The following is a 26,463-nucleotide window of genomic DNA, read 5'->3' as shown; positions in this document are numbered from 1 at the left end:
GCCGACGGCAACCACCGGGCCGGACCCGGCCGCGCCGCCGCACGGCCGGTCCGGTTCCCCGGATCAGGGGACGGCGGGAAGGGCCGGGTCGAGCACAGGCCCGTCCGGGACGAGGACGGGCCCGTCCGGGTCGGTCACGGGCCCGGTCGGGATGACGGGCCCGGTCGGGACGTGGACGGGATCGATCGGGACGTAGTTCGCGTCACCGGCGAAGAAGATCTGCGCGCCGGTCGCGAGGGTGGTCGGCGCGCTGAGACAGAGCTTCAGCTGGGTGACGGCGAACGGCCCGCCGCCGACCCAGTAGTTGACGTTGTACGCGGCCATGCACTGCTGCTTCCGCGAGAGCTGCAGCATCGAGGGGTTCGACGGCAGGATCGTGAAGTCGGGTGCGGGTGCCACGGCGGTCACGGGTCCGGGGTCGGTGGCGGGCCCCTGCGCGGCCTGCGCGGTTCCGGCGGCCAGCGCCAGCAGCGGGGCGAGCACCGCCACGGTGGCCACCGCGGAGACCGATCGGCGAAGACTCATGGGAAGAACGCTCCTTCGGGAGGACGGAATCGCCGGCGCCCGGCACCCGTTCGGCGACGGACGGCCTGGACCGCATCCTCGCCGCCCTGGCGGGTGCGGCGACATCCCATGTTTCTGGGCCGTTTCCCGCCGCGACGTGTCGCCCCGTCAGGTGCCCGGCAGTCCGCAGTCATTTGACTGATGCCGCCGCCTCCCCCGCACGGGCAGTCTCGTGGTGCGGCGAGCCCGGCCCGGGGCCCGCCGCGCACGAGTACTGTCACCCGCCCGCGTCACAGCCGTGGGCAGACCCCGAAAGCGAGTTCCACCATGGCCCTCAAATCCTTCAAGCTGGCGACCACCGCCGTCGCGGGCGCGATCGCCGGGGCGATGATGTTCCTGTCGGCCGCGCCGGCCTCCGCCGCCAACCCCCCGTACGACGGGTGCCCGGGCTGGGCGCTCTGCCTCTACCAGAACAGCGGCGGCACGGGTTCGAAGGCGATCGTGACCCCGCCCCCCGCCGGCAGCGGCAGCCTGATCGTGCGGCTGAACCAGGTCCACTTCCTGAACGGGGTCCTGGCCGACAACCAGGTGTCCTCCTGGATCAACAACTCGCAGTGCTCGGTCGAGTTCTGGGACGACCCCTACGGCGAGCTGCACCCGTCCCAGGTCGACTACGCCCAGGCCTGGAGCTGGGGCACCAAGGGCGACTACGACGCGGGCGGCTCCGACTACTACAAGAACGACCGGATCTCCAGCCTGCGGTTCGGCTGCTTCAACAACTAGCTAGTCGTCGCCGGTCCGCGGGCACCACTCCCGGCGGACCGGACCGTCCAGCACACCGCCCCCGTCTCGTCCAAGGAGCCGGGGGCACTTCTGCGACCCCCCGGAACGAGGTCCCGTGAAACGTCTACGACCATCGGCCGCGCTGCTGTCCGGCCTGCTGCTCTCCCTCACCCTCCCGGCGCTCGCCCCGGCGGCACCGGCCTCCGCGGCCCCGGCCGGCTCCGTCACGGCCGGTCCCGGAGCCGAGGGCCCGGACCTGAGCTACGCCAACCGCACCGGACCGGCCCCCGGCATGCCCGACTGGTCCCGGGTGGGCTTCCGCGGCGGCCGGCCGCTGCCCGGCGACGGCGACCTGACCACGAACGCCGATTGCCGCATCACCCCCGACCGGCTCGCCTCCCAGTACGGCGTGCGGGCGGACGACGGCGCCGACGACACCACCGGCCTGCAGCGGGCGATCGACGACATCAAGGCCAACTGCTCGCCGGGCGCCAACTTCAACAGCCTCTCGCTGATCTCCCTGCCGGCCGGCCGGATCGACGTCTCCCGGCAGATCTACGTGGACGCCGACTTCCTCGTCCTGCGCGGCCAGGGCTCCGGCGCCGGCGGCACCCGCCTGGTGTTCCGGCCCGACGTCAACACCCGCTACGACACCCTGGTCAACGGCCGCTGGGACCAGGACAGCATGAAGGCCGGCAGTGGCAGCGACGTCGGCACCGGCGGCTGGATCTGGCCGGGCCGCGGCCTGTTCCGGGTCCAGACCCGGGACATCGCCGAGCGCTACCAGGACGACTGGGCCGCCGCCCCGGCGAACCGCAAGGACATCTTCGAGGGCAGCGTCAACCAGCACTGGGCCTCCGGCATCAAGGTCGCCGCCAAGACGGCCGACCCGGGCTGGGCGGGCCGGCAGGGCCAGGACGTCGTGCAGCTGGACCCCAAGGCCGACATGAAGAAGTTCTCCCTGGGCGGCTACGTCTGGGTCGGCGCGGCCAACAGCGTCAAGTTCTACGAGCAGCAGGGCGTCTCCGACCGCAGCCAGATGGACAACCTCCACATGCGGCAGCAGATGTTCCGGGTCAACGCGATCGACGCCGCGGCGAAGACGGTCACCCTGGACCGCCCGCTGGAGTGGGACCTGCCGGTCGACTCCACCTCGGACGGCTCCACCCCGCTCGGCGACAAGCCCTACGCCAGCAAGGTCACCCCGCTGAAGGTGGTCGAGGGTGTCGGCTTCGAGGACTTCGCCTTCACCCAGGACATGAACGGCCTGCCCAAGCTCGGCGGCGGCACCTACGACCTGACCCCCGCCCAGGCCGTACACAACTACGGCAACATGGCGCCCGAGTACGCGATGCACGGCATCGTCTTCAAGTGGGCCGCCAACGACTGGGCCCGCGGGCTGAAGGCCGAGATGACCGGCTCGCACCCGATCGTCACCGAGGACGCCCGCAACGTCCAGATCGAGCGCAACAGCTTCGACGGCGCCTGGAACAAGGGCAAGGGCGGCAACGGCTACCTGCGCGGCAGCCGGGTCTGGGACTCGCTGTACGCCTACAACCTCAGCCGCAACCTGCGCCACTTCACCTTCCAGTGGTCGGCCGGCGGCAACGTCGCCTTCCGCAACGACCTCGACTCCGACCTCAACCTGCACGGCGGGTGGGAGCACAACAACCTGTTCGAGCAGAACACCCTGCGCGTCCCCTACGAGCACCGCTCGGGCAGCTGCACGACCAACTGCGGCGGCGAGGGCGGCGAGATCGACGAGGGGACGTGGTACCCGGTCTGGTGGGCGGCCGGCCCCAAGGCGGTCAAGTGGTCCGGCTCCTCGGGCCCGCAGAACGTCTTCTACAACAACACGATGGTCAAGCAGACGGCACCGGGCGGACCGTACGTGCCCTACACCCCGTACGGCACCCAGTCCGGCACCGCCTTCCAGTTCGGCTCCGCCAACGGCTCCCCGAGCACGTTCCAGCCGCTGAGCCAGGGCGGCCAGGCGATCCCGGACTGGACCGGCCGGGAGACCCTCGACTTCACCGGCCAGGGCGTCGTCCCCGCCGACGTCGGCAAGCGGCCGTCGCTGTTCCTGCGGGACACCGGCGGTGATCTCGACCCCCGTGCGGGCAACCGCCGCACGATCGCCACCTGGAACATGCAGGGCGCGGGCACCGGCGGCGGGACGGGCGAGGACTCCTCCGCCTACGAGAGCAAGTACACGCTGGGGGTGAACCAGCTGGCACGGCAGAACCAGGCCGACATCATCGCCCTCCAGGAGGCCGGTGCCCCGCCGAGCGGCGCCGGGTTCGAGCAGGACATCCCGCAGAACCCGCCGGTCTTCTTCGACTGGGCCGGCCGCACACCCCCGGTCCGCGAGTACCGGTACGGCGGAACGGGCGCCAGGCCGCAGGGCTACCTGTACTGGCTGCACACGGACACCGACCCCAACACCGACACGGGCCGGGTCAACCTGGCCATCCTGAGCCGTACCCGGGTCCAGCCGCAGGACGTGTACGTCATCGAGGCGGGGCGGGACAACGGCTTCACCGGCCGGCCCGCGCTCGGCGTCAACGTCGACGGCGTCGTGTACTTCACGGTGCACGGCCTCTCGGGCAGCGGCAACGACGACCCCGGGCTGCTGCGCAACATCCGGCAGCGGATGGCCACCGCGGGCCCCAACCAGAGCCCGCTGCCCTGGATCGCCCTCGGCGACTACAACCGCGCGCCGCTGCCCCCGGCCAATCCGAACGAAGCGGACAGGTCGCTGGCCACCGCGGTCGCCGGCGAGTTCACGGTGCACGCCCCCGCGCTGCCGACCCATCCGACCGTCCGGCGCCTGAACTCGAACACCCCGGACCGCGTCCTCGACTACGTGGCCGTTCCCGTCGGCAACACGAACCCCAGCGTCCTGGGAATGAACCGGGTCGGACAGATGCTGCTGTCGGACCACTACCCCGTCGTGATGGAGGTCGGCAACCTGCCGAACCCGCCACGGTCCCAGACCGTGACGGTGCCGGTGCAGAGCCCCGCCGTGCTGCGCAACGCCGCCACCACCAACGTGGCCGCCCCCGGCAGCAGCACCCACGCGGTCAGTGACCAGCCGATCAACCCGGCCGGTATCCAGACGCAGGTGTTCAACCTGTCGCCCGACCCGGAGTACAGCGGCTTCTACCGCCTGTTCCACGCCAACGCGCCCTACGCCGGCCGCTACCTCGGCCAGGAGGGCGGAGCCCGCGACGCACGGACGGTGCTGTGGCCGAACGCGGCGCTCGACCAGCTCTGGCAGCCGGTCCCCCAGGGCGACGGCACCTGGACCCTGCAGAACTACGTCACCCGCCAGTTCCTCACCGACCTCGGCCCGGGCCTCGGCATCGTGGCCCGTGACCAGGACGGCTCGGCCGCCCAGCTCTGGTTCCTCCAGGACCCCCAGGAGAGCACCCGGCTCACCGAGATCGTCGCGACGGACTCCGGCGGCTCGGCCCCGGCGCTCTCGGTCGACGACCTGGAGGTCGCGCCCTACCCCGTCTACCTGGCCCCGGACTCGCACGGGAACCACCAGCGGTTCAGCGCCATCTCCGCGGGCCCGGACGGCGCCGACAACTGCGTCTACCTCGTCTACGGCCGCCAGTACGTCAACTCCACGGCGGCCCACCCCCAGGCCCCGCAGAACGGCGACTACGTCACCATGGGCGCCTACCGCCCCAATGACAACGGCTACCTGTGGTGCAAGACCGACGACGGCCCCAACGGAACGCTGCTGTCCAACTTCGCCAGCCCCTACGACCACCTCGACCTGACCCGCAGCACCCTGGTCGACACGGTCACCATCACCCGCCCCGGAGCCGCCACCGCCCGACTCCACTGGCTCTTCCGCACGGTCACCCAGTGACCGGATCCCCACGGTGAGCCCGGCCCCCCGCACGAACGCGGGGGGCCGGTCCGCTTCCCGGGCACGACCCGTTCGGACGGCGCACGACCCGACCGCACGGCGTGGCGGCGCCCCTCCCGCCACCGCACTCGTAGCCTCCCGAGTGTTCCGGGGGTTCCTCCCCCATTCACGCCCATCGAGCGAGCCCGAGGTGAACGGAGCATGGCCCCGACCCCCCTGCGCGGAGGATCCCCCGATGCCTGAACTGACGCCCGACACCGCCCGCGAGATCGTCGCGCTCTACCACCGCGCGGAGCGGGAGCCCGGGGCGGCGCCGCCCGCGCTGGGCATGACGCCCGTGGCGGAGTTCGCCGTCGGGGCCTCGGCGCGCGGCCTGACCGAGCCCGGGTTCGACTGGATGAACTGGGCCCCGTACCAGGACGGCCGGATCTCCGACCCCGAGTTCATCGCCTCGGCCGACGCCACCACGCTTCGCCGGATCGCCACCGCCCACCTGCGGCTCGACCGCTTCGCCGGCGGCCACCTCGAAGCCGCCGAGGAGAACGGGATCCTCGGCGCGGTCGTCGATCGTCTGGAGCAACTGGCGGACAGCGACGCGCTGTGACGCCCGGGACGCCGCCCCGGCGCCGTCCGGGCCGGCGCCCGTGAGAGGGTCGTCCCCGAGGGGCGGGGGGTACTCGGGATGTCGGACGGGGCGGTGGGCGTGGACGGCGAGGCGTTCGCCGCGGAGGCCCGAGCGGTACCGGTCGGAGCTGCGGGTGCACTGCTACCGGATGCTGCGCTCCTACGACGAGGCCGAGGACCTGGTGCAGGAGGCGCTGCTCCGGGCGTGGCGCTACCGTGCGAGCTTCCGGGGACGCTCCTCCCTCCGGGCCTGGCTGTACCGGATCGCCACCAACGCCTGCCTGGACTTCCTCGACCGGCATCCTCGGCGGCCGAAGCCCGACGGGGGCGGCCGGCCGGCCGAGGTGGCCTGGCTGCATCCCTTCCCGGACCGGCTGTTGGAGCCGGTGGCCGCCCGGGAGGCGGAACCGGAGGCGGTGGTCGTCGCCAGGGAGACCGTCGAGCTGGCCTTCGTGGTGGCCGTCCAGCACCTGCCGCCCCGCCAGCGGGCGGTGCTGCTCCTGCGGGACGTGCTCGGCTGGTCCCCGGTGGCTCCACGGCCGCCGAGTTCACCGACCGGGGCCGGTCCTGACGAGCGCGGGCGACCGGCCCTGCGGGCGCGGTGGCGCCGCGCCCGCAGGGCCTCCGGGTCAGCCGATCAGGGTCTCTTCCAGCCAGGGGACGATCACGGCCCGGGCCGTCGAGCGCGGTGAGCTCCCGCCGGGCACCGACACGGCACTGGCCCTGGAACTGCTCTGCGCCCCGCTCCAGACCCGCGCCCCGCTCCAGACCCGCGCCCTGCTCGGCCCCGCCCGGTCGGACCGCACCTGCCGGAGCGTCTGGCGGACCCGGTACTGAACGGCCTGAGGGCGCGGAGTCAGCTCCCCTCACTCGTTCGAGTGCAGCTGACGGCCCTTCGGTTTCCGGCCCTCCCCTCGGGTCCATGATCCGCCTGGACGGCGCCCCCATCGGGCGTCCCGACCTTCCAGGAAAGGGCAGTTCACATGACCACTGAGGGCGGAGAGCCGACCGCGGCGATCACCGATGCGACACTCGCCGACATCGCCGCCAACGGGATCTGGCGCGGCGCGAGCCTCGACATCAACCCGGCGGTGCTCGCCATCGCCCGGGCGCTGCTCGCCGCCCTCCAGGGCACGGCCCCGGCCGCCGCGCTCCCCGAGGACCTGCGGAAGCTGGTGGAGCAGATCCTGCGGGATGCCGGGGTCACCTTCCCGCGCATCCCCGTGACGGAGGAGGTCAGCCTCTCCGCGTTCGCGATCGAGCAGAAGACCTCCGAGCCGCGCCCGGTCGTGATCGTGCCCGCCGGCTGGAACCCGTACGGCTGGCTGCCGTTCCTGGTCGGCTACCTCTCCCTGGCCGCCCGCGGCTACCACGTGCTGGCGTACACCCCCCGGGGGTTCGGCGCGCCGGGCGAGCTCTACAGCTCCAACGGCTTCATCGGCGTCGCCGGGCGGGACGACTGGGAGGACGGGTCGCTGGTGATCGACCACGCGGAGGGGCTGTTCTCCCCGAGCAAGGTCGGGTTCCTGGGCCTGTCCTACGGCTCTGGGATCAGCCAGCTGGTCGCCGCGCACGACCAGCAGAACCGGGTCTCCGCCGTGGCCGCCCTGAGCACCTGGGGCAACCTGGCCACCAGCCTCTACGACCACGGCACCCGGCACCTCAAGGCCGTGGAGCTGCTGATCAAGTTCACCGGAGCCGAGGAGGGCAAGGAACACGAAAGGTTCGACGAGGAGACCTGGCGCATCCTCCAGAACTTCCTGAAGGGGCAGGAGATGGAGGAGGTGGTGCGCTGGGGCCACGCACGCTCCCCGGAGACCTACGTCGACCTCACCAACTCCCAGGGCGTCCCCACCTTCTACTCGAACACCTGGCACGAGAGCCTGTTCCCGGCCGGTGAGGCGATCGCCACCTTCGAGAAGCTCACCGTCCCCAAGCACCTGAACCTGTGGATCGGCGACCACGGCGCCCCGGAAGGCCTCGGCATCACCGGCTTCCCGAGCGGAACGCCCTTCGTCGGCTCGCTGACGCCGACGCTGGAGACCTTCGCCTGGCTCGACCACCACCTGCTCGGCAAGGCCAACGAGGTGCCGAACTGGCCGGTGGTCAACAGCCAGGTGATGTTCACCTACGACACCGCCCCGGCCATCGGCGGCGGCAGGCGGATCACCAAGGCGGCCCGGCGCGAACCCCTCGATTCCTGGTCCGAGGCCACCACCGACACCGAGGCCTGGTACCTGAGCGGCACCAACGGCAACGGCGACGGAGCCCTGTCCGACAAGCCGTCCGCGGGCTGGAGCCGCACGTTCACCGCCGGGAGCGAGACCAGCGCCACCGCGATGGACGACATCATGGAGACCGGGCAGAAGGAGTGGTTCGGCAACCCGAAGGCCTACGACCCGGCCGGCTTCGAGCGCGACCGGCTGCTCGTCTGGTCCACCGAGGCGCTGGCGGGCGGGCGCCGGATCCGCGGCGCCGCCACGCTCCGGCTCGCCGTGGGCGTCGAAGCGGGCGACGCCGCGTCCCTGGTCGCCTACCTCTTCGACCTCGACCCGGACGGCTCCGCCCGGATCATCACCCACGAGCCCCTCACCGTCACCGGTCTGAGCGCCGGCACGGAACGGACCGTCGACTGGACGCTCCAGCCCGCCGCCTACGACCTGGGCGACGGCCACCGGCTCGCCCTGGTCGTCAACAGCCGCGACCGGCTCTACTCCTTCGTCGGCGGCGAGGTTGGCACCGGCAGGACCACCGTCACCTCCCTGAGCAGGGAGGAAGCCCTCCTGAAGCTGCCGCTCGGCTGAGCGGCACGACCTGGAACAGGAGCGGCCGGTCGGTTCGGGGAGCGACCGGCCGCTCTCCGCGCGGCGGGTCAGCCGGCGAACCCCGGCACCACCAGGCCCGACTCGTACGCGATCACCACGGCGTGGGTCCGGTTCTGCGCGCCGAGCTTGGTCAGCACGTTGCCGACGTGCGTCTTCACCGTCTCCAGGCTCACCACCAGCGACTGCGCGATCTCCGGATTGGACAGGCCGGTGGCCATCAGCCGCAGCACCTCCTCCTCCCGTCCCGTCAGCGCCGCCTTCGGCAGCGCCTCGGCGGAGTCCAGCGGGCGGGCGGCGACCATCCGGCGCAGCGCCGCCGGGAAGAGGATCGCCTCCCCCGCGGCCACCACCCGCACCGCCTCGGCGATCTGCCGGACCGGGAGCCGCTTGAGCACGAAGCCGCTGGCCCCGGCGCCGAGCGCGGCGGTGACGTAGCCGTCGTTCTCGAAGGTGGTGATCACCACGACCTTCGGCGGTTCGGCGCACTCGGTGGACCCGGCGGCCAGCAGCTGCCGGGTAGCCTCGATCCCGTTGAGGCGCGGCATCCGCACGTCCATCAGGACCACGTCCGGCCGCAGCCGTCGTGCCTGCTCCACCGCCTCGATGCCGTCGGCGGCCTCTCCGACCACGGTGATCCCCGGCTGTGCCGCGAGCAGCATACGCAGTCCGCTGCGGGTGATCTCGTCGTCGTCCGCGATCAGCAGCGTTACGCGGTCGCCGCCGGGGCCGGTCGCCTCCGGGTGGATCACGCCGACACCCGTACCGGCAGCCGGACCGCCAGCCGCCAGTGCTGCGGCCCGTCCGGCCCGGCCTCGAACTCGCCGTGCAGCAGCCGCACCCGCTCGGCCAGCCCGGGCAGGCCGTGCCCGGACGTCGGGAAGGCCCGCTGATTCCTGCCGGTGGCCACCGCCCCGGTCCGGTTGACCACGCGGAGCTCCAGCGCGTCCGGCCCCGCCACCACCCGGACCTCGATCGGACCGCCCGCCCCGTGCCGCAGGGCGTTGGTCAGCCCCTCCTGGAGGATCCGGTACGCCGCCCGGGAGACCGTGCCCTGCACCTGCGCCCACTCGCCCGACAGCTCCGGTTCCACCATCGCGCCCGCGTGCCGCAGCCGGTCCAGCAGTTCGGGCAGGTCGGCCAGGGTGCGGACCGGCGCCGTCCCCGCCTCCTCCTCGCGCAGCACGCCCAGCACGTAGTCCAGGTCCTCCAGCGCGGCCCGGGTCGACTCCTCGATGCTGCGCATGGCCGCCCGCGCCGCCACCGGGTCCACGGCGAGCACCTCGCCCGCCACCGCGGCCTGGATGGTGGCCGCCGTCAGGGTGTGCCCGATGGAGTCGTGCAACTCATGGGCCAGCCGGTTGCGTTCGGCCAGCAGCTGCTCCCGTTCGGCCGCCAGCGCCAGCCGCTCGGCCGCCGACGGGCCCAGCAGCCGGGGCGCCGTCCACCGCAGCACGCCCGTCACCACCCCGCACACCACCGCCGCCAGCAGCAGGCAGCCGGCCGCCGCCGGCCAGCTCCACCAGCCGTCCGCCAGATCCGTCGACCGGTCGAACAGCTTCAGCCGCGCCGTACCGCCGAGCCAGTTCCCCGGCAGCGACAGGCCCAGGAGCAGCAACAGCCCGGCCGTCGGCGCGCCCGTCCACCCCAGCGCCACGAGCAGCACCAGCCAGACCGGGGTCCGCAGCCGGTCCGCGGCGGACCGGCTGCCGGCCGCCGGATCCGGCAGCGGCACTCTCAGCGCTCGGCGGGCGGACACGATCAGCACCCGCCGTGTGGTGCGGGCCAGGCCGACCAGGCCGAGCAGCAACGACCAGGCCAGCAGGGTCAGCACGGCCTGCACCGCGTACGGAGCCGAACTCCACAGCAACGCCGGCAGCGTGGCGAACGGCAGCAGCGGAAGGCTCGCCAACGCGCCGCAGAGGGCGAACAGCACGCCCGTGTACGTGGAGCCGCTCAGCAGCGGCCGGATTCCCCTGATCATGATCGCCAGTATGGGCGGGCATCTCGCCGGGGGCCTCCCCCGATCGAGGGATCGCGCTTTCCCGCCTTTCCGCGATGTGCGCCGCAGGCCCCGGATCCCATGATCGTGCCGCTACCACTTCTCCCAGCGATTCCCAGGAGTTGACCCATGCGTGAGCAGTCGAGGCTGAGGCTTCGTTCCCTGTCGGCCGCCGCCGCGGTGGCCGTCGCCGCCCTGACGGCGGGTGTCCTCGCGCCGCCGGCCGCGTCCGCCGCACCCGCCGTCGGCCGGCCCGACACCGTGCAGCGGGGTCTCGACGCGCTGGTGCGTGACGACGGCCTGCCCGCCGCGCTGGCGAGCGCCAAGGACCGTACCGGCCGCACCCGCACCTACACGGCGGGCGTCGGCGACCTGGCCACCGGCGCGAAGGTGCCCGGGGACGGCCAGGTCCGGATCGGCAGCAACACCAAGACGTTCACCGCGGTGGTCGCGCTGCAGCTGGTCGGCGAAGGGAAGGTCGACCTCGACGCCGCCGTCGACAGCTACCTGCCGGGCCTGGTGCGCGGGGACGGGATCGACGGCCGGCACATCACCGTGCGTCAGCTCCTCCAGCACACCAGCGGACTGCCCGAGTACGAGGGCTACATCAGCGAGTCGGAGATCCGCAGCCGCTACTACGAGCCGCGCGACATCCTGGACATCGCCTTCCAGCACAAGGCCGACTTCGCGCCCGGGGCGAGGTTCGCGTACAGCAGCACCAACTACGTGCTGGTCGGTCTGATCGTCCAGAAGGTAACCGGCCGCCCGATCGCCGAGGAGATCGGGCGGCGTGTGCTCCAGCCCCTCGGGCTGCGGCACACCTACTTCCCCACCGCCGGCGACCGGACCGTCCGGGAAGCCCACCCGAAGGGGTACTACCGGGAGTCGGCGGCCGAACCCCTGCGCGACATCACGGAACTGGACCCCTCGGTGGCCTGGGCGGCGGGCCAGATGGTCTCCACCAACGCCGACCTCAACCAGTTCTTCGCCGCCCTCCTCGCCGGCCGCCTCCTCCCGGCGGCCCAGCTCGCCCAGATGCGCACCACCGTGCCGATCGGGAACAGCGGCGCCGGCTACGGGTTGGGGCTGATCAGCCGCCCACTGTCGTGCGGCGGGGTCTACTGGGGGCACGGCGGCGACATCCCGGGCTACGAGACCCGGGGCGGAGCGACGGACGACGGGCGCGCCGTCAACATCGCGGTGACCACCGTCCCCACGGACGAGGCGGTCACGGCGCACCTCGAAGACGTCGTGGACACCGCCCTCTGCCGCTGAGCCGCATCGCCCGCGCAGTAGCGTGGCCGACCGACCCGACAGTCTTCGGGTCTGTCGGCCGTCACCCGTGACGTGCACAATCAGCCGTATGACGATCACCGCGGTCGCGCCACCCACGCGCACCAGGCCTGCCGGCCTCGCACGGGGATTCCTGACAGGTGGCGTGACCGGGGTGTCGCTGACCGCGTTCATCAGCGGATGCGTCGTCGGGAAGGCACCGCTGATCATCATCGGCCTGGTTCTGCCTGCGGTCTACGGCCTGGTCCTCCACCTCTGCACCCTGCCGCGCCGCTCCCGCGAAGAGGCCGTTGCGCCGCGCACGGCGCTCGCGATGATCGAGAGCCTGGAGGCCGTCGGGAGCGACACCAGTGATGTGCCGGTGCGGTTCGAGCTGACCGTCGCACCGGACGACGCGCCGGCGTACCGCGTCGAGATCCGACAGGGCATCAACCTCGTGGAGCTTCCCGACTACCGCCCGCGCGGGATCGTGGTGGTCGAGTACCCGCCGGACCGGCCGTGGAAGTGCCGGATCGTGAAGCGGCCGACGCCGGCCTGGGAGGAACGGGCGGCCGGCGCGTACCTGGACTCGGCGCCCGGTCCGGTCATGAAGGACGATCCCCCGACGGGCCGTGCCGGCGGGTTTCTCACTCTTCTCGGCCTGCTGCTCGGCGTGGGCGCCGTGCTCCTGCTCTTCCGCGCCGACCTGTTCGGCCCCGACGCGAGCAGCACCGCCCCGAAGCCGTCCGCTTCCACCTCGTCCACGACCACCGTGACATCGGCGACCGGCACGGTCACCCTCGGTCCGGGCCGGTCGATGCTCGATCACGGCGAACTTCGCAGGGCCGTGGAGTCGTTGACGCAGGACGGGGAGACGCGCCAGGCACTCACCGTCGTCGTGCAGGACCGGCTGCTGACGGTCGTCTTCTCCCCCACCGGCGTGCGGACCTCCGGGTTCGACCCGCGTTCGCTGCCCTTCGATCGTGTGGCCGCGCTGGTCGAGGAGGCCAGGAGCACCCTCGGCGTCGATTCCCCGCGCAGCTGGCAGCTGACCGCCGACGGCGTCACCGGCTCGCTCGCGCTCAGGGTCGTGGTGACCGGTGACGGCGGCACCGGAAGCCTGGAGGCGGACGGGCAGGGCACAGTACTCCGGCGCAACGGCAGTTGACCGGATCGGATCGGATCGGCCGGAGGAGAGCGCATGGGGTGGCACGAGTCACTGGTGCTGTGGTGTGCGGTGTGGGGTGCGGCGGCGGTGACCGGGGCCGGTATGTCTCTGGCCGGTGTGACCAAGGCGCAGCGGACCGTCCGGCTCACGGCGCGGATCGAGCGGGTGCGGGTACCCCGGCACGGTGGGTCCCGGGACGGCGGGATATCGGTGGTCGTCTCCTATCGCGACCCGGCCTCCGGGCAGGACATCGTCGTGACGAACGACGGTGAGCGCGGCGAGATGATCACCGTGGCGTGGGAGGGCCGGGAGGTCGGGCTCAACCATCCGCGGGGCAGACCGCACGCCTACCGGTTCTCCAACGTCCCCGAGAAGCCCACGCGCGGGCTGGGCCGGCCGAGCTGCGCGGCCTTCCTGGCCTACGTCGGGCTGGTGGTCCTCGCCGCGGTCGACTGGGGGTGGCCGTGGGCGCTGATCGGTGCCGGCGGGCCGTTGGCGCTGCTCGGTGCCGTTCAGCTGCCCGGGGCGGTGCGCGCCGGGAACGACCGCCTCGGCAGGCTGGCCGTGATGGAGACCGCACCGGGGCGGATCGTCGCCGTCCTGAAGGACGTCACCGTCGACGAGGACGACGGCCACACCAGGACCACGATCACCCCGGTGGTGTCGTTCGTCACCCGCGAGGGCGCCGTCGTCACGGCCCACTGCACGTCGAACCTTCCGGACCCCGCCGACGCGTACGGCCGTGATGTCACGGTCCACTACACGGCTGCGGACCCGGCCGAGTTCACCCTGGACCCGGCCGCGGAACGCCGCTCGGAGAAGTGGGACGTGAGGATCCACGCCCTGGTGATCGCCGTGCTCGCGGCAGTGGCCGTGGCGGGCGTGGTGTTCCTCCGGGCCTGAAGAACAGAACGGCCGGTCGATCCGAAGATCGACCGGCCGTTCATTTGTGCGCGAGGGGGGAGTTGAACCCCCACGCCCTTTCGGGCACTGGAACCTGAATCCAGCGCGTCTGCCTATTCCGCCACCCGCGCAACTGGGTGATGGGTAAATAGTAGCCCATCCCCAGGGGTGGTCCTAACCAACGGGGAGGGAGCCGTCCCGGAGGGAGGTGAGGAAGGACTGCCAGGAGGCGGAGGTGAAGAGGAGGACCGGCCCGGAGGGGTCCTTGGAGTCACGCACCGGAACGACGCCGGGGAGGGAGGAGACGAGGGCCACCTCGACGCACTCGCCCCCGTGATCTGCGCTGTAACTGCTCGTCCGCCACACCGCCGCGCTGAGATTGACGCTCCTCATACCGGTACTCCTCCATCGCATCGGCGATCAGCGCCCGAGAGTCGCTCACCGAGAGTACGTGTCCGCGCAGCAGGTCATAGTCACCCCGATGCTCCGCGACGACCGACGGCGAATCACTGAAGTGCCCGCGGTAGAGGCTCTCCGAGTAAAGCCACTCGGTGCCATCCGGCATCTCCATCAGGAACATTGAAGTGGCGGGACGCCTGCTCGGCACGCAGCCGAAGGGCGCCACCTGAATACTGATGTTGGGCCGCTCGCCAACCTCCAGCAGATGTTCCATCTGGCGCCGCATCACCGAAGCTCGCCCCCGCCTGATCTTCCCCCAACGGGCGACTTGCCCCGACCTCCAGCCGCGCGGAGGCTTCCGCGCGGCCGAGTCGATGCCACAACCGCCTTCACAGGCTTCCGGATTGCCGGTGGATGGAGGAGTACTGGTTCGCCACAACAGTCGGCCACGCCTGGCCCGTTGCGAGATGATCCAGCTGTGACACCAGATTCACGAGATCGGCGCCGGACGAAACCCCCCGTGGCGCATCCTCAAGTGAAGGCCAAACCGTCGAGTGATGACGAGCTTGAAGTGGTCTACTTCCAACGCCATCATGACGATGATCCCGAGCAGCAGGCTCCGGGGAGAGCTTTCCTGAACGAGGTCTGCCCGCCCGGCGTCAGGGCCAAGATGCGCGCCGTGCTCGTCGCCGTCGCGGCCGCACCCCCGAAGCACTTTGCCGGTGGCGGCTACTGGGAGGCCATGAAGGGCGACATGGCCGGCTGGTTCGAGGTCCGGGTGGACGGGCCGAAGAGACACCACTACCGGCTCTTCTGCCTCCTCGACTACGAGGCCGCCGGGGCTGCGAAGCCCTTGCTCGTGGTCGTCTCCGGACTGGACAGACCCTTCAAAACCGTACTGTCGGATACCGACTACGAGGATGTCCGGGAACTCGGCTCCGAATACCGGAAACGCAACCCTCGTTCGACGCTCTAGCGTCCGGGCGGGGTCAGGCGGCGGAGCGAGAATGGGACTTCGTCTCGCGCATGGCGGTCAGGTGCTCCGCCAGCGTTTGCACGTCCGCCGCCTGCCCGTCCAGGAGTGGAGTGGTGATCGACTCACGCTCGGCATCGGGCAGTGGCTCCAACGTAATGCGCATTCCCAGGGCCGCCGCGACCTCCGCGAGCGTCCCCAAGGTCGGATTCACGTGCCCTGCCGAGAAGAGGCGCCGAACAACCGCCGGTTCCGCGCTGATGGCTCTCGCCAGGGCCGCCTTCGAGAGGTCGGCCGCTTCGCGAGCCTCGTCGAGCTCGTTGACGATGCGGTCGATCGTGGCGATCCGCATCGACTCAACCACGTACTCGCGAAGGAAGTCGGGGTCCTGAAGATCCCGAATGAGGTCGTCCCAAAAGGCGCCTTGGGTCATCACGTGCCACTCCCTCCATCAACCTCCACCAGAGCGTACCATTTATGTTACACACCGCCCAGGTGTCGCCGCGCGTGTCCGCCGTCGGCGACTGCCTTCGGGGTCGCACCCCCGGCAACCTCCCGCCCCGCACCACGGGATCGGATGGGCCCGGCCGCGCGGAAGCCTCCGCACGGCCGGGGCCTCCGGCGTGGTGCACACCTCGGTCAGCCCGACAACGGCGCTGCTGCCAGGCGCAGTTGAATGAGGGGGCTCTCAGGGGTGGCGTCATCCTTCGTGATGATCCGGGGCCTCCTCACGCTTCGCAGGATGGCTCGGTACGAACAAGTCGGTTCACCCCCTGGAGCGCCACGTGAGTATCCGCGTCCGCACCGCCCTTGCCGCCGCGCTCGTACTGGGCCTCGGTACCGCTGTTCCGCTGACCGTCGTGGCCACCGCGCAGGCTGCGGCGAGCCGGCTTCCCGGCCAGGACGTGGAGTCGCTGGAGGACGCCCTGCTCGGGCTCCCCGGCGCGGACGCGACGGCGGCGCTCGTACGTGTCGGCGGCAGCGACGGGAGCTGGCGCGGGAGCGCGGGGGTGCACGATCTGGAGAGCGGCCGCAGGGCGGTGGAGGAGGCCCGGTTCCGGGCCGGGTCCACCACCAAGGTGGTCACCTCGGCCGTCGTCCTGCAGCTCGCCGCCGAGGGCAGGGTGGACCTGGGCGGCACCGTCCAGCAGTACCTGCCCGGCCTGCTGACCGATGCCTTCGAGCCGATCACCGTACGGCAGTTGCTCACCTTCACCAGCGGACTCCAGCCGGGTTCCTCCCTGGGACCGGAGAACGCCGAGGGCTACGAGAACCGCTTCCGGACGCTGCGCCCCGAGGACGTCGTCGCGGCGTCGGTCGCCAAGGGCCCACCGGGGAGCGGGAGAAGGCCCGGGCAGGAAGCAGCGGTACAGCAACATCGACTACACGGTCCTCGGCCTGCTGATCGAGAGGATCACCGGGGACACCTACGAACACCAAGCGCAGGTGCGCATCCTCCGCCCGGCCGGCATGCGGCACACCTCCTTCCCCGGCGGCCCCGACCCCCGCATCCAGGGCGCCCACAACCGGGGCTACCAGCGGCTCGCGGACGGCAGGCTCGTGGACGCGACCGAGTGGAACATGTCGGACCGCTGGGCGGCGGGCGACATGATCTCCACCACCGCGGACCTGGAGAGGTTCCTCGTCGCGCTGTTCAGCGGCAAGCTCGTGCCCCAGCCGCTCCTGGAGCGGGAGATGTTCACCGTGCCGGACATCGAGGGCGCCGTGATGAGCGCGGGGCTCCAGCGCTACCACGACGAGGCCTCCGGGCAGGTCATCTGGCTCAAGACCGGATCCCGGCCCGGTTACAGCACGCTCGTCGCGGCGACCAGGGACCTGTCCCGCACCCTCGTCTACTCGGTCAACGCGACCGACGCCAAGGGCTCGGGCATGAACCCGGTCGGCGAGCGCATCCTCCGGGCCGCCTTCCCCCGGCCCGCCGACCACTAGGCTCGGGTCGCCCAACCAGTCGAGGAGGCAAGGGTGTTCCGAGGCAGGCCGCCGAAGGGCTTCCGGATTCCCACCGACCGGGAGACGGCGCTGGCGTTCGGTGAGCCGGCGGCCGTCCTGCGGGACGCGCCCGCCGAGTGGGTCGTCACCGTGGGGCGGCAGGGCGTCGACGGCTTCGTGTACCGGATCGACGTCGGCTACCACCTTCCGGGCGGCGGACCGGTGGCCACGGTGTCGACCGTCCGCTCGTCGCCCGAGCACCCGCACCTTCCGCAATACCTCGATCCGACCGAGGAGTTGCACACCTTCCTGGTCAACAGTGACCGGCCCGCCGAGGACGTCGGCCGGGTCCCCTACCTCAGCCGGGACGCGCGGCTCGGCCCCCTGCGGATCCCCGTGCACGTCCACCACCGCCAGGACTGCTTCGGCACCCGCCTCCCCAGGTTCCCCCACGAGACCGGCTGCATCGTGGTGACCGGGCTGACGGCGCACTGGCCCGTGCTGTCCACGCTCGTGCTGCGCGAGCCCGCCGACTTCCCGGACACCCACTTTCGCAGCCGGTAGCCGCCCGCACCCATTCGTATGCATGCGTATCGCCCGCTCGGCGCGCGCGGATTGCGGCCACTCCTGGCGGCGGAGACGTTGTGTTCGGGGCACCGACGCCCCGGCACCCACCCCCTCTCCCCCAAGGAGCAGCATCCATGCGACGTCTCGCGACCGTTCTCGGCACCCTCGCCGCCGCCGGGACCGCGGCCCTCGCCCTGCCCACCACGGCCCTCGCCGCCACCGGAGAACTCGTCATCGCGCCGGACACGGTCATCACCAACCCGAGCGGCTGCTACAACTCGACGATCGCCCCGCTCATCGTGTTCAACGAGACCGACGGGTTCGCCCTCGTGTACAGCGGCCCGAACTGTACCGGCAACGTGATCGCGGTCGTTCCCCCCGGTGGCGGGACGACCCAGGAGTTCGGCTCCTCCGTGTACGTCAAGTAGGACCCGCCGCGCAGGAAGTCGGCCGGTCCGACTTCCTGCGCAACCGTGCCGGCCTCACACCTCGGCACCGGCCGCCGCCTCCAGGGTGGCGCGCCACAGCGGGCTCTCCACGTAGTGGTTGTCGTACCGCTCGGAGGAGTCCTTGATCTCCTGCGGGCTCGCCTCGCCCCGCATCACCCGGCCGAGCAGGCGCAGGTAGTCGAAGCGCGGCATGCCCGGGGTGAAGACGAACAGGACGTCGGCCTCGGAGCCGGGGGCGGCGGCGAAGGCGTGCGGGGTGTGCGGCGGGACGAGCAGGAAGTCACCGGCGCCGAGCAGTTCGACCTTCTCGTCCAGCAGGACCTGGAGCGAGCCGCCGATCACGAAGAACAGCTCGGAGGCCCGGGTGTGGAAGTGGGCCGGCGCGCCGACCGCGCCCTTGGCGAAGGTGGAGCGGTAGCTGGTGATCGGGCTGCCGTCGGTGCCGCAGTCGGCGAGCAGGGTCATCACGCTGCTCGGGTCGCTGGTGGTCTCGGCGGTGGCAGCGCGGGTCAGCAGCGGCTTCAGCGGTGCGGCGTTCACGGTGGTCTCCCCGGTCTCGGGCGGTCCCGGCTCCCCTGCCGCGACCTTGTGATGATCACTCTAGGGACGCGATCGACCGTCTCCGAGGTGCATTCTCCTTTCGAAATCATGGGTCAATTTCCACTTCGCCAGGGCCCCGAGCACGCCCGAGGGCCGCACCCCGCACCAGCGGAGTACGGCCCTCGGAAGGCGTTGCCGTGCGCGTCAGGCAGCCAGGCGCTCCGCCGCCGCGTCCAGACGGGCCAGGGTCCGCTCGCGGCCCAGCACCTCCAGCGACTCGAACAGCGGCAGGCCCACCGTGCGGCCGGTGACCGCGACCCGGATCGGCGCCTGCGCCTTGCCCAGCTTCAGCCCGTGCTCGGCGGCCACGGCCTCCAGCTCCTCCTTCAGCGCGGCGGCCTGCCAGGCCTCCAGCGCGGCGAGCTTCTCGCGGGCGGTGCCCAGCAGGGCGAGCGCGACGTCCTTGTTCTTCATCGCCTTCGCCCACGACTGCTCGTCCTGGACCGGCTCGGCCAGGAACAGGAAGTCGACCTGCTCGACGATCTCGCTCAGCACCGCGATCCGGGACTGCGCGAGCGGCGCCAGCTCGGCGTAGGCCGCGGCGTCGAAGGACTCGGCCGGCCACGGCGCCCGGTCGGCGGCCAGGTACGGCGCGGTCGCGTCGATGAACGCGTCCACCGACAGCGCGCGGATGTACTCGCCGTTGAACGAGCGCAGCTTCTGCACGTCGAAGAAGGCCGAGGCCGCGTTCACCTCGGAGATCCGGAACAGCTGCTCCAGCTCGGCGTACGGACGGATCTCGACGTCGTCCTTCGGGCCCCAGCCCAGCAGCATCAGGTAGTTCACCATCGCCTCGGGCAGGTAGCCCTCGGCCAGGTAGTCCTCCAGCGCCACCTTGTCACGGCGCTTGGACAGCTTCTGCCGCTTCTCGTTGACGATCACCGGCAGGTGCGCCCAGACCGGCGGGACGGCGCCGAGCGCCTCCCACAGCAGCTGCTGCTTCGGGGTGTTCGACAGGTGCTCCTCGCCGCGGATGACCTCCGTGACGCCCTGCTCCAGGTCGTCGACCACGTTGGCCAGCAGGAACACCGGGCTGCCGTCACCGCGGGCGATGACGAAGTCCTCGATCGCGGAGTTCGGGAAGGCCGGCTCACCGCGGATGAGGTCCACCACGACGGTGGTGCCCTCGTCCGGGGTGCGGAAGCGCAGCGCGCGGCCCTCGGCGTACTCCAGGCCCCGCTCGCGGCAGAAGCCGTCGTAGCCGGTCTGGGCGGAGCCGGAGCGCTCGGCGGCCTGCTCGCGGGTGCAGTCGCAGTAGTAGGCCCGGCCGGCCGCGTACAGCTTCTCGGCGGCGGCGCGGTGGCTGTCGGCGTTGGCGGACTGGAAGTACGGGCCCTCGAAGCCCGGGTCGCCCTCGTGGATGCCGATCGCGGCGAGGGCACTGATGATGCCGTCGGTCCACTCGGGCTTGTTGCGGGCTGCGTCGGTGTCCTCGATCCGCAGGACGAAGACACCGCCCTGCTGTCGTGCCGTCGCCCAGTTGTAGAGCGCCGAGCGGGCACCGCCGACGTGGAACATGCCGGTGGGGCTCGGAGCGAAACGGACGCGGACGGGACGGGATACCTCGGTCATGAAACCCAAGGGTATCGGGCCGGAGCGGGGTGCCCGGCACCCGCACCCCCCGCCCCGTGCCCGCCCCGCACCCGCTGCGGGGGCCTACGCGGCGTCCAGGGTGATCGCGTTCTTCGCCCGCTCGACCGACTCCTCGGCCGCCGGGCCGCCGGGGTTCTCGGTGGCGAGGGCCTGGTTGAGGGCGACGAACGGGCGCATCCGCCGCTCGTAGCGCGCGAAGGCGGCGCGGTGGTCCGGCCCTGCGGCGAGCTCGTCGGCGAGGACGTAGGCGCCGACCAGGGCGAGGCCGGTGCCCTGGCCGGAGAGCGGGGAGGCGCAGTAGCCGGCGTCGCCGACCAGGACGGTGCGGCCGGTGGACCACGCGTCCAGGTGGACCTGGGCCATCACGTCGGCGTAGAAGTCGGTCGAGCGGTGCAGCGCGTCCAGCAGGCGCGGCGTCTCCCAGCGCAGCGCGCCCATCCGCTCGGCGACCCGCTCGCGCGCCGCCGCGGGGTCGCGCTCGGCGGGCGCGTCGTCCGCCCAGCCGAAGCAGACCCGCAGCTCGCGGTTGCCGCGCACCGGGTAGACGCCGTAGCCGGCGTCGCCGTCGCGCTGCCAGAGCTGCCAGTCCGCCAGGCCGAGGAAGTTGTCGGCGGAGAAGACCGCGAGGTGGGTGCCGAGCGGGCGCAGGAACTCCCCCTCCGGGCCGAAGGCCAGCCGGCGCACGCGCGAGTGGAGGCCGTCGGCGCCGACCACCAGGTCGAAGGTGCGGGGCTGCCCGTGGGTGAAGGAGGCGTGCACGCCGCGCTCGTCCTCGCGCAGTGCGGCGATGCTGTCGCCGTGGACGAACTCGACGCCGTCCAGGGCGTGTTGGTGCAGGAGAGTGAGCAGGTCGCTGCGCAGCAGCTCGACGTCCCCGCTGTCGAGCCGGCCGCTGCTGAACGTCGCCTCGGTCGAGCGGTGCACCTCGGTGCCGTCGGCGTCGAGCACGGACATGCCGCGCATCCGGGTGCGGACGGCGCGCACCCGCTCGGTGAGGCCCATCCGGTCGATCACGTCGAGGGCGGTGCCGCGGATGTCGATCGCCTGACCGCCGGAGCGCGGGGCGGGGGCCTGCTCGACGACCGTCGGCGCGAAGCCGCGGCGGGCCAGCCAGTGGGCGAGGACGGTACCGGCGATTCCGCCGCCGGAGACGAGGACGTTCTGCACGCGTGGGCCCCCAAGGGTGTCGGCGCGGCGTTCCCGTACGCCGCGAGGTCTCTGAATGTACGACGTACAGACTGTGCTTGCAACGTACAAACATGCAGGTAAAAGCGCTATCTGAGCTAGTACAGCGGGCCGAATCCGGCGATCCTCCCTGGTAGCGTCTGCGCTAGTACAGTCACGGCGACGACGGCGGAGAAGGACGACACCATGGCCCCCGAGACGGACCCGCCGTTCCGGCGCATCGCCGCCGACCTCCGGCGCCGCATCACCAGCGGCGAACTCGCCCCCGGCGACCGCGTCCCCTCCAACCGGCGGCTCGCCCAGGACTGGGGCGTCGCCCTCGCCACCGCCACCAAGGCCCTCACCGTGCTGCGCCAGGAAGGCCTGGTGGAGGCCCACCCCAGGATCGGCACCGTGGTCGCCACCGCCCCATCGACGTCCCAACCCGCCACCACGTCTGTGGAGTTCAGCCGCGACCGACTGATCCACGCGGCCCTGGAGATCGCCGACGCCGAAGGGCTCGCCGCCCTCTCGATGCGCGCCGTCGCCGCCCGGCTCGGCGTCTCCGCGATGTCCGTGTACCGGTACGTCACCAGCAAGGACGAACTCGTCCTCCTCGCCGCCGACGCCGCCTTCGGCGAGGCCGGCTACCCCGCCGATCCCCCCACCGGCTGGCGCCCCCGCCTGGAACTCGGCGCCCGCACCCTGTGGACCCTCTTCCGCCGCCACCCCTGGCTCGCCCACCTCAGCCCGCTCACCCGCCCGTTGCTGCTCCCCAACCTGCTCACCCACGCCGAGTGGGCGCTCGCCGCCCTCGACGGCCACGGCCTCTCCCCCACGGCCGCGCTCGACATCCACGTCCTGCTCTACAGCCACGTCGAGGGCATCGCCGTGAACCTCGAACGCGAGACCCAGGCCCGCGCCACCACCGGCCTCACCGACGACCAGTGGACCGACACCCGCCTCGCCGCCTTCGCCACCCCCGGCGCCGCCACCCGCTTCCCGGTCTTCACCCGCCTGACGGCCGAACTCACCGACGGCTACGACCTCGACCTCGACGCCCTCTTCGAACTCGGCCTCGCCACCCTCCTCGACGGCCTCACCCCCCGCATCGACGCCGCCACCGCCGACCGCTAACGCGAAGTCTGCGAAGGCAGTGCCGGCACCGCCCCCGACTCCAACTGCACCAGGTGGCTCTGGAATTCGGCCACCCACATCATCGTCTCGTTCTCCACCACCAACGCGAACTCATCCACGAACCGCGCCAACTCCTGAGCCGCGGCCGCGAACCCCTCCTGACTGGGATCCGCCGCGAACCGCGCCTCGATCCGCGGCCAGGCCGCCTGGAACCGCACCAGCTGGCGGTTCAGCGCCATCGCCGTCGACACGTACCGCATCCACGCGGACGAGTAGCCGTACACCCGGTCCATCGCCACGAAGCACGCGCCGATCCCGATCAGCCCGTACCCCCAGATCGACTCCCCCGCCCACCCCATTCCCACCGCCACCACCGGCGTCACCGTCCCCCCGGCGATGCTGAGCACCGCCGCCACCCGCAGGAACTTCGACCACCGCGCCTTGGACACCTTCTCCTCGGTGTACCAGTTGATCGACTCGACCGCGTACGCCTCCACCCACAGGTACAGCTCCCGCAGCCCGACCCGCAGATCCGCCGTGTTCGACAGATCCGGCAACCGCACCGCCCGCAGATCCCCCGCCGCCGTGACGCGCGGGTCGGGCCGCGTCGCATCCTCGTGCTCTACGGTTGTCATCGATTCCCCCAGCGCCGCTGCCACTTCCTGGTGTCGAAGAACTCCACCGCGCTCTCCTCGGACCGCGCGATCGTCGAGAACCTCTCCCAGTCGACGAGTCCGATGAGGCCTGCCTGCCGGACGAACCCCTCCAGGTCAGTGATGGACATGACCCTCTTCATCTCCCACCCGCGGGATTCAGCGCTGTCGATCCGCTGGGAAATCAACCAGGAAAGGACCGCGATCCGCTTGTCCGACTGTTCCACCGGGGCGGCCAGGATGTCATCCACCATCTCCTGCCAGGGATGGCCGCGCAAGAGGTACTTGGTGTCACCGACGATGAACCCGCGGACATCCCGGCTGAATCCGCTCTCCTCCACGCCGCGCAGTGGGATTCTGACCAATTGATCGGGGACGACGTAACCCTCGGCCTGCCGAAAGAGGTATTTCATGACATCGAGCCCGTGGCGGACGTCGTCCCACCGGGGCAGGCCCTCCTTTTTGACCCATCTGACGCTGCACACGCGGTTCTCGAGGTCACCGAACACCCTGCCGACCTCCCAGTCGGCAAGCAGCATCGCATCGATCAGCGCTGCCTTGCCGAGCCGATGGCAGAGCACCGGAACCTTCTTCTGCGACCGCGAGCCGCTCGCCGTGAAGAGCGTTTCCCGGGTCCCCCCGGGCAGTTCCCTGAGCAGGGACTCCACGTGTTCGGTCACCACGCTCTCCACGGTCTCGATTTCCGCCAGCGCACGTAGCTCGTCCACCGCGAGGCCCCTTCTCACTCCCCCCTCCTCGATGAGGAAGAAGGGAATCCGCCGGACCTCCTCCCACAGTGCCTGCGGCAGGACCGCCTCGCTCTTGTCCATCAGGGGACCGGCGATGAAAGCGGCTTCCTGCGTCGCCCAGGTGATCGAATGCCCTCGCTCCGCCTGGATCAGCTCGATCTCCTCGGCCACGTGATCGCAGTAGGCCGCATAGCAGGTCCGCATGAAGGCCGCTAGTTCCGGAGTGGGTTCCAACGCCGACCTCGCCACATTGGTACGCGGCGATCCTCTCCCGGAAGCGTTGGCCAGCGCGGCAAAAGGTCCGCTCTGTCGGAAACCCGGCGTTGTCGAGTTCACTCGGATTCCGGCCACACAGACGCCTCCGACCGGCACTCCGAAGAAAATCCACTCCCGGAAGTACTCGTTCCAACCGAGGGCGTACGCGATCGCCATGTCGCCGATCAGCCGCTCGACGATCCTGACCGTCCCCTTTTCGAGATCCCGGGCGAGGGCGGGGTTCGATCGTTCGAGCGAGCCACGCAGCGCCGCTCCGACGGACCTGTACCCGATTTCCTCCTCGACACCGCCGTCCTCCCGGACCGTGACCATGCACTCGGGCAGGACCACGAAGTGTCGAGCGGTCTCCATCACGCCCCTGAGCTGGGCACTCGGCCTGAGCGTCAGCCGCACGATGGTCCCGTGCGACCGGATCTGCTCGGGCACGTCCTGGTTCTTTTCGAGGGTGCGCACCAGGTACTGGCCGTGGACCGAGCGCAGCGACAGCCGCCGGGCCTTCTCCTCCTCGGGGTGGCAAGTGATGATCTCCACCTGATCCGCCACCATGAAGGTGGACAGCACGCCGATGCCGAAGCGGCTGATGGGGTTGAAATCCGGGTTCTGCTTCCGGAACTCCGGGTCCTGGTAACGGCTGGAGCCGGCCTTCAAGAGGTTGTTCTCGATAACGCTCTGCGTCATGCCCGTGCCGTTGTCGCAGATCTCCAAAGTCCGTTCAGCGCTGTCCCAACGGACCTCGACCCTGCCGAACTCGGGCGACCGGGCACCGTACTGAAGCCGCACCGCGTCGATCGAGTTCTGAAGGAGCTCCCGCAGAACGACGTTGGTGTCGTTGTAGAGCGTGTGGCCGGTGAGGAGGTCCAGGATCTTCTGGTGATCGATGGTGAACTGGAAGGGCTCAGTGAGGAACCCCTCCGCCTCCACATGGCTCGTGTCGATGAACCGCCAGGGGAAGTAGTACTTCGAGCCTTCCTTCGCGTTGGAGTGCTGCGCCCAGGTGTGGCTCTTCCGCAGCTGCTCCTCCGCGTACTTCAGGTAGGAGGTGAGGCCGAAGAAGCCGTTCTCGGCGGTGAACCTCGCGTGGACGCCAACGGTGTCCTGCGGCGCGTCCTCGGAGAGGGCGCCGTCCTTGTCCAGCCCCTTCATGGCGACGACGGCCCGGACCGCGCGCTGCTTGGCCCATTCGTTCTGGCTGATCGGGTCCATCGGATTGAAGAGCCGGAAGGCCACCGACGGGGTGCGGTCGCTCGTGATGTGGAGGAGGTCGGCCGAGCGGAGCAGGATCGCCGCGAACTGAACGTTGGCCCGCTCGCGTTCGGACGAGCCGTAGTAGCGCTCGACCGGGTACTTCTTCACCTCGTAGAGGTCGTCCAGGTGGTGGCTCTCGCACACCATCGCGAGGTCTGCCCGGAAGACCGGCTCGACCTGCCGGAGGAGGCCCTGGATCTCCGTGACGACCTTGTCCGTCGCGCCCAGGTTCGGCGAGAAGTCCCCCGTGATCCATTTCCGCACCCGCGCGGCATGGTGGTGGCGCACGAACTCCTGGTAGAGGAACTTCTCCCGCTCCTCCGCGCCCAGCACGTTCAGTCGCGCCAGGTAGTCCCGGCCGTCGGGGTCCGAGGCGTTGAGGGCGTCCTGCCGGAACTGCGGGAAGTCCGACTCCTCCCGACGCCGGTACTCGCTCTTGGTGACCAGCATGCCGAGGTCGTGGAAGTAGACCGCGAGCACGACCAGCAGCCAGTCCGCCGGCGTCATCGCCTCGCGGGTCTTCGCCGTGACCAGCCAGTCGAGCTTGCCGAGCATCGCGTCGATGTGCGAGATGTCGTGCTTGGTGTACTCGTCGAAGAAGCCGAAGCTGCCGATCTTCCCGAGGATTTCCCCCAGGTCCTTCCTGGTCTGCGCCAGGCTGATCCCGCCGAAGGCCGGCAGGTCACTAGCCTCGCTCGCATACCGCTCGGCTTCCGAAGGAAAGACGTTCAATCCAACTCCCAGGGC

At 71.1% G+C, this 26,463-nt stretch carries 22 protein-coding genes, 1 tRNA gene and 2 pseudogenes; 13 read left to right on the top strand and 12 right to left on the bottom strand.

Going from position 1 to position 26,463, the window contains the following annotated elements:
* Positions 1-63 precede the first annotated feature (63 nt).
* Entirely contained in the window at positions 64-525 is a 462-nt protein-coding gene (locus ACFU9E_RS13420) for a hypothetical protein (protein ID WP_380685485.1), read from the bottom strand.
* A gap of 306 nt (positions 526-831) precedes the next feature.
* On the opposite strand from ACFU9E_RS13420, the gene ACFU9E_RS13415 reads away from it, so the two are divergent.
* From ACFU9E_RS13415 to ACFU9E_RS13395, 5 genes are all read left to right on the top strand, one after another.
* The gene (locus tag ACFU9E_RS13415; protein WP_355368467.1) at positions 832-1,287 is read left to right on the top strand and encodes a peptidase inhibitor family I36 protein; all 456 of its coding nucleotides are present in this window, start codon (positions 832-834) and stop codon (positions 1,285-1,287) included.
* A 115-nt stretch (positions 1,288-1,402) separates the two neighbouring features.
* Positions 1,403-5,170: an endonuclease/exonuclease/phosphatase family protein gene (locus tag ACFU9E_RS13410; RefSeq protein WP_380685487.1), complete on the top strand. Its 3,768-nt coding sequence runs from the start codon at positions 1,403-1,405 to the stop codon at positions 5,168-5,170.
* A 235-nt stretch (positions 5,171-5,405) separates the two neighbouring features.
* Positions 5,406-5,774, top strand: coding sequence for a DUF6508 domain-containing protein (locus ACFU9E_RS13405; protein WP_380685489.1), 369 nt, complete (start codon positions 5,406-5,408; stop codon positions 5,772-5,774).
* Between the two features lie 154 nt (positions 5,775-5,928).
* Positions 5,929-6,486 carry a sigma-70 family RNA polymerase sigma factor gene (locus ACFU9E_RS13400; protein WP_380715003.1) on the top strand — a complete coding sequence of 186 codons (558 nt, stop codon included), beginning with the start codon at positions 5,929-5,931 and terminating at the stop codon, positions 6,484-6,486.
* Between the two features lie 291 nt (positions 6,487-6,777).
* Complete coding sequence (locus ACFU9E_RS13395; protein ID WP_380686990.1) at positions 6,778-8,598, top strand: CocE/NonD family hydrolase; 1,821 nt, start codon at positions 6,778-6,780, stop codon at positions 8,596-8,598.
* A 68-nt stretch (positions 8,599-8,666) separates the two neighbouring features.
* Here ACFU9E_RS13395 and ACFU9E_RS13390 read toward each other — a convergent pair whose 3' ends face one another.
* Together ACFU9E_RS13390 and ACFU9E_RS13385 are read right to left on the bottom strand one after the other, a co-directional pair.
* Positions 8,667-9,365 (bottom strand): response regulator, encoded by a 699-nt coding sequence (locus ACFU9E_RS13390; RefSeq protein ID WP_380687001.1) that lies wholly within the window; start codon positions 9,363-9,365, stop codon positions 8,667-8,669.
* Positions 9,365-10,600 carry a sensor histidine kinase gene (locus tag ACFU9E_RS13385; RefSeq protein ID WP_380686992.1) on the bottom strand — a complete coding sequence of 412 codons (1,236 nt, stop codon included), beginning with the start codon at positions 10,598-10,600 and terminating at the stop codon, positions 9,365-9,367. Before ACFU9E_RS13385 ends, ACFU9E_RS13390 begins: the two co-directional genes overlap by 1 nt.
* 147 nt (positions 10,601-10,747) lie before the next feature.
* Between ACFU9E_RS13385 and ACFU9E_RS13380 the strand changes: the two genes are divergently transcribed.
* The 3 genes from ACFU9E_RS13380 to ACFU9E_RS13370 all read left to right on the top strand — a co-directional run bounded on the left by ACFU9E_RS13380 (position 10,748) and on the right by ACFU9E_RS13370 (position 13,961).
* Positions 10,748-11,893: a serine hydrolase domain-containing protein gene (locus ACFU9E_RS13380; protein WP_380686994.1), complete on the top strand. Its 1,146-nt coding sequence runs from the start codon at positions 10,748-10,750 to the stop codon at positions 11,891-11,893.
* A gap of 88 nt (positions 11,894-11,981) precedes the next feature.
* Positions 11,982-13,058, top strand: a complete 1,077-nt coding sequence (locus ACFU9E_RS13375; protein ID WP_380686997.1) for a hypothetical protein — start codon at positions 11,982-11,984, stop codon at positions 13,056-13,058.
* Between the two features lie 33 nt (positions 13,059-13,091).
* Positions 13,092-13,961 carry a DUF3592 domain-containing protein gene (locus tag ACFU9E_RS13370; RefSeq protein ID WP_380686999.1) on the top strand — a complete coding sequence of 290 codons (870 nt, stop codon included), beginning with the start codon at positions 13,092-13,094 and terminating at the stop codon, positions 13,959-13,961.
* A gap of 47 nt (positions 13,962-14,008) precedes the next feature.
* Here the strand turns inward: ACFU9E_RS13370 and ACFU9E_RS13365 are convergent.
* The 3 genes and pseudogenes from ACFU9E_RS13365 to ACFU9E_RS13355 all read right to left on the bottom strand — a co-directional run.
* Positions 14,009-14,092, bottom strand: a tRNA-Leu gene (locus tag ACFU9E_RS13365).
* Positions 14,093-14,135: 43 nt separating this feature from the next.
* The gene (locus ACFU9E_RS13360) at positions 14,136-14,354 is read right to left on the bottom strand and encodes a DUF397 domain-containing protein (RefSeq protein ID WP_380683653.1); all 219 of its coding nucleotides are present in this window, start codon (positions 14,352-14,354) and stop codon (positions 14,136-14,138) included.
* 34 nt (positions 14,355-14,388) lie between these two features.
* Positions 14,389-14,649: pseudogene (locus ACFU9E_RS13355) on the bottom strand (Scr1 family TA system antitoxin-like transcriptional regulator); the annotation flags it as partial.
* A 246-nt stretch (positions 14,650-14,895) separates the two neighbouring features.
* Between ACFU9E_RS13355 and ACFU9E_RS13350 the strand changes: the two are divergent.
* Positions 14,896-15,336 (top strand): hypothetical protein, encoded by a 441-nt coding sequence (locus ACFU9E_RS13350; RefSeq protein ID WP_380683652.1) that lies wholly within the window; start codon positions 14,896-14,898, stop codon positions 15,334-15,336.
* A gap of 13 nt (positions 15,337-15,349) precedes the next feature.
* Here the strand turns inward: ACFU9E_RS13350 and ACFU9E_RS13345 are convergent, their stop codons facing one another.
* The gene (locus ACFU9E_RS13345; RefSeq protein WP_380683651.1) at positions 15,350-15,766 is read right to left on the bottom strand and encodes a helix-turn-helix domain-containing protein; all 417 of its coding nucleotides are present in this window, start codon (positions 15,764-15,766) and stop codon (positions 15,350-15,352) included.
* Positions 15,767-16,106: 340 nt separating this feature from the next.
* On the opposite strand from ACFU9E_RS13345, the pseudogene ACFU9E_RS13340 reads away from it, so the two are divergent.
* From ACFU9E_RS13340 to ACFU9E_RS13330, 3 genes and pseudogenes are all read left to right on the top strand, one after another.
* Positions 16,107-17,283, top strand: a pseudogene (locus ACFU9E_RS13340) (serine hydrolase domain-containing protein).
* Between the two features lie 33 nt (positions 17,284-17,316).
* Positions 17,317-17,847, top strand: coding sequence for a hypothetical protein (locus ACFU9E_RS13335; protein WP_380683650.1), 531 nt, complete (start codon positions 17,317-17,319; stop codon positions 17,845-17,847).
* 137 nt (positions 17,848-17,984) lie between these two features.
* Complete coding sequence (locus ACFU9E_RS13330) at positions 17,985-18,278, top strand: hypothetical protein (protein ID WP_380683649.1); 294 nt, start codon at positions 17,985-17,987, stop codon at positions 18,276-18,278.
* Between the two features lie 54 nt (positions 18,279-18,332).
* On the opposite strand, the gene ACFU9E_RS13325 is transcribed toward ACFU9E_RS13330, so the two are convergent.
* The 3 genes from ACFU9E_RS13325 to ACFU9E_RS13315 all read right to left on the bottom strand — a co-directional run bounded on the left by ACFU9E_RS13325 (position 18,333) and on the right by ACFU9E_RS13315 (position 21,659).
* Entirely contained in the window at positions 18,333-18,839 is a 507-nt protein-coding gene (locus ACFU9E_RS13325) for a cupin domain-containing protein (RefSeq protein WP_380683648.1), read from the bottom strand.
* Positions 18,840-19,043: 204 nt separating this feature from the next.
* Positions 19,044-20,417, bottom strand: coding sequence for a glutamate--tRNA ligase (gltX, locus tag ACFU9E_RS13320; protein ID WP_380683655.1), 1,374 nt, complete (start codon positions 20,415-20,417; stop codon positions 19,044-19,046).
* Positions 20,418-20,555: 138 nt separating this feature from the next.
* Positions 20,556-21,659 (bottom strand): FAD-dependent monooxygenase, encoded by a 1,104-nt coding sequence (locus tag ACFU9E_RS13315; RefSeq protein WP_380683647.1) that lies wholly within the window; start codon positions 21,657-21,659, stop codon positions 20,556-20,558.
* A gap of 204 nt (positions 21,660-21,863) precedes the next feature.
* Between ACFU9E_RS13315 and ACFU9E_RS13310 the strand changes: the two genes are divergently transcribed.
* Positions 21,864-22,793, top strand: coding sequence for a GntR family transcriptional regulator (locus ACFU9E_RS13310; RefSeq protein ID WP_380683645.1), 930 nt, complete (start codon positions 21,864-21,866; stop codon positions 22,791-22,793).
* Here ACFU9E_RS13310 and ACFU9E_RS13305 read toward each other — a convergent pair.
* On the bottom strand, positions 22,790-23,452 hold the full coding sequence (locus tag ACFU9E_RS13305) for an SLATT domain-containing protein (protein WP_380683644.1): 663 nt from the start codon (positions 23,450-23,452) through the stop codon (positions 22,790-22,792). The two genes, ACFU9E_RS13310 and ACFU9E_RS13305, sit on opposite strands and share 4 nt — an antisense overlap.
* On the bottom strand, positions 23,425-26,448 hold the full coding sequence (locus ACFU9E_RS13300) for an ATP-binding protein (protein ID WP_380683643.1): 3,024 nt from the start codon (positions 26,446-26,448) through the stop codon (positions 23,425-23,427). Before ACFU9E_RS13300 ends, ACFU9E_RS13305 begins: the two co-directional genes overlap by 28 nt.
* Positions 26,449-26,463: the final 15 nt, after the last annotated feature.

This window comes from Kitasatospora sp. NPDC057595 (assembly GCF_042800875.1).
Taxonomy (GTDB): domain Bacteria; phylum Actinomycetota; class Actinomycetes; order Streptomycetales; family Streptomycetaceae; genus Kitasatospora.
The sequence above is the reverse complement of the archived record's forward strand: the minus strand, read 5'-3'. Positions and strand labels throughout refer to the sequence as shown.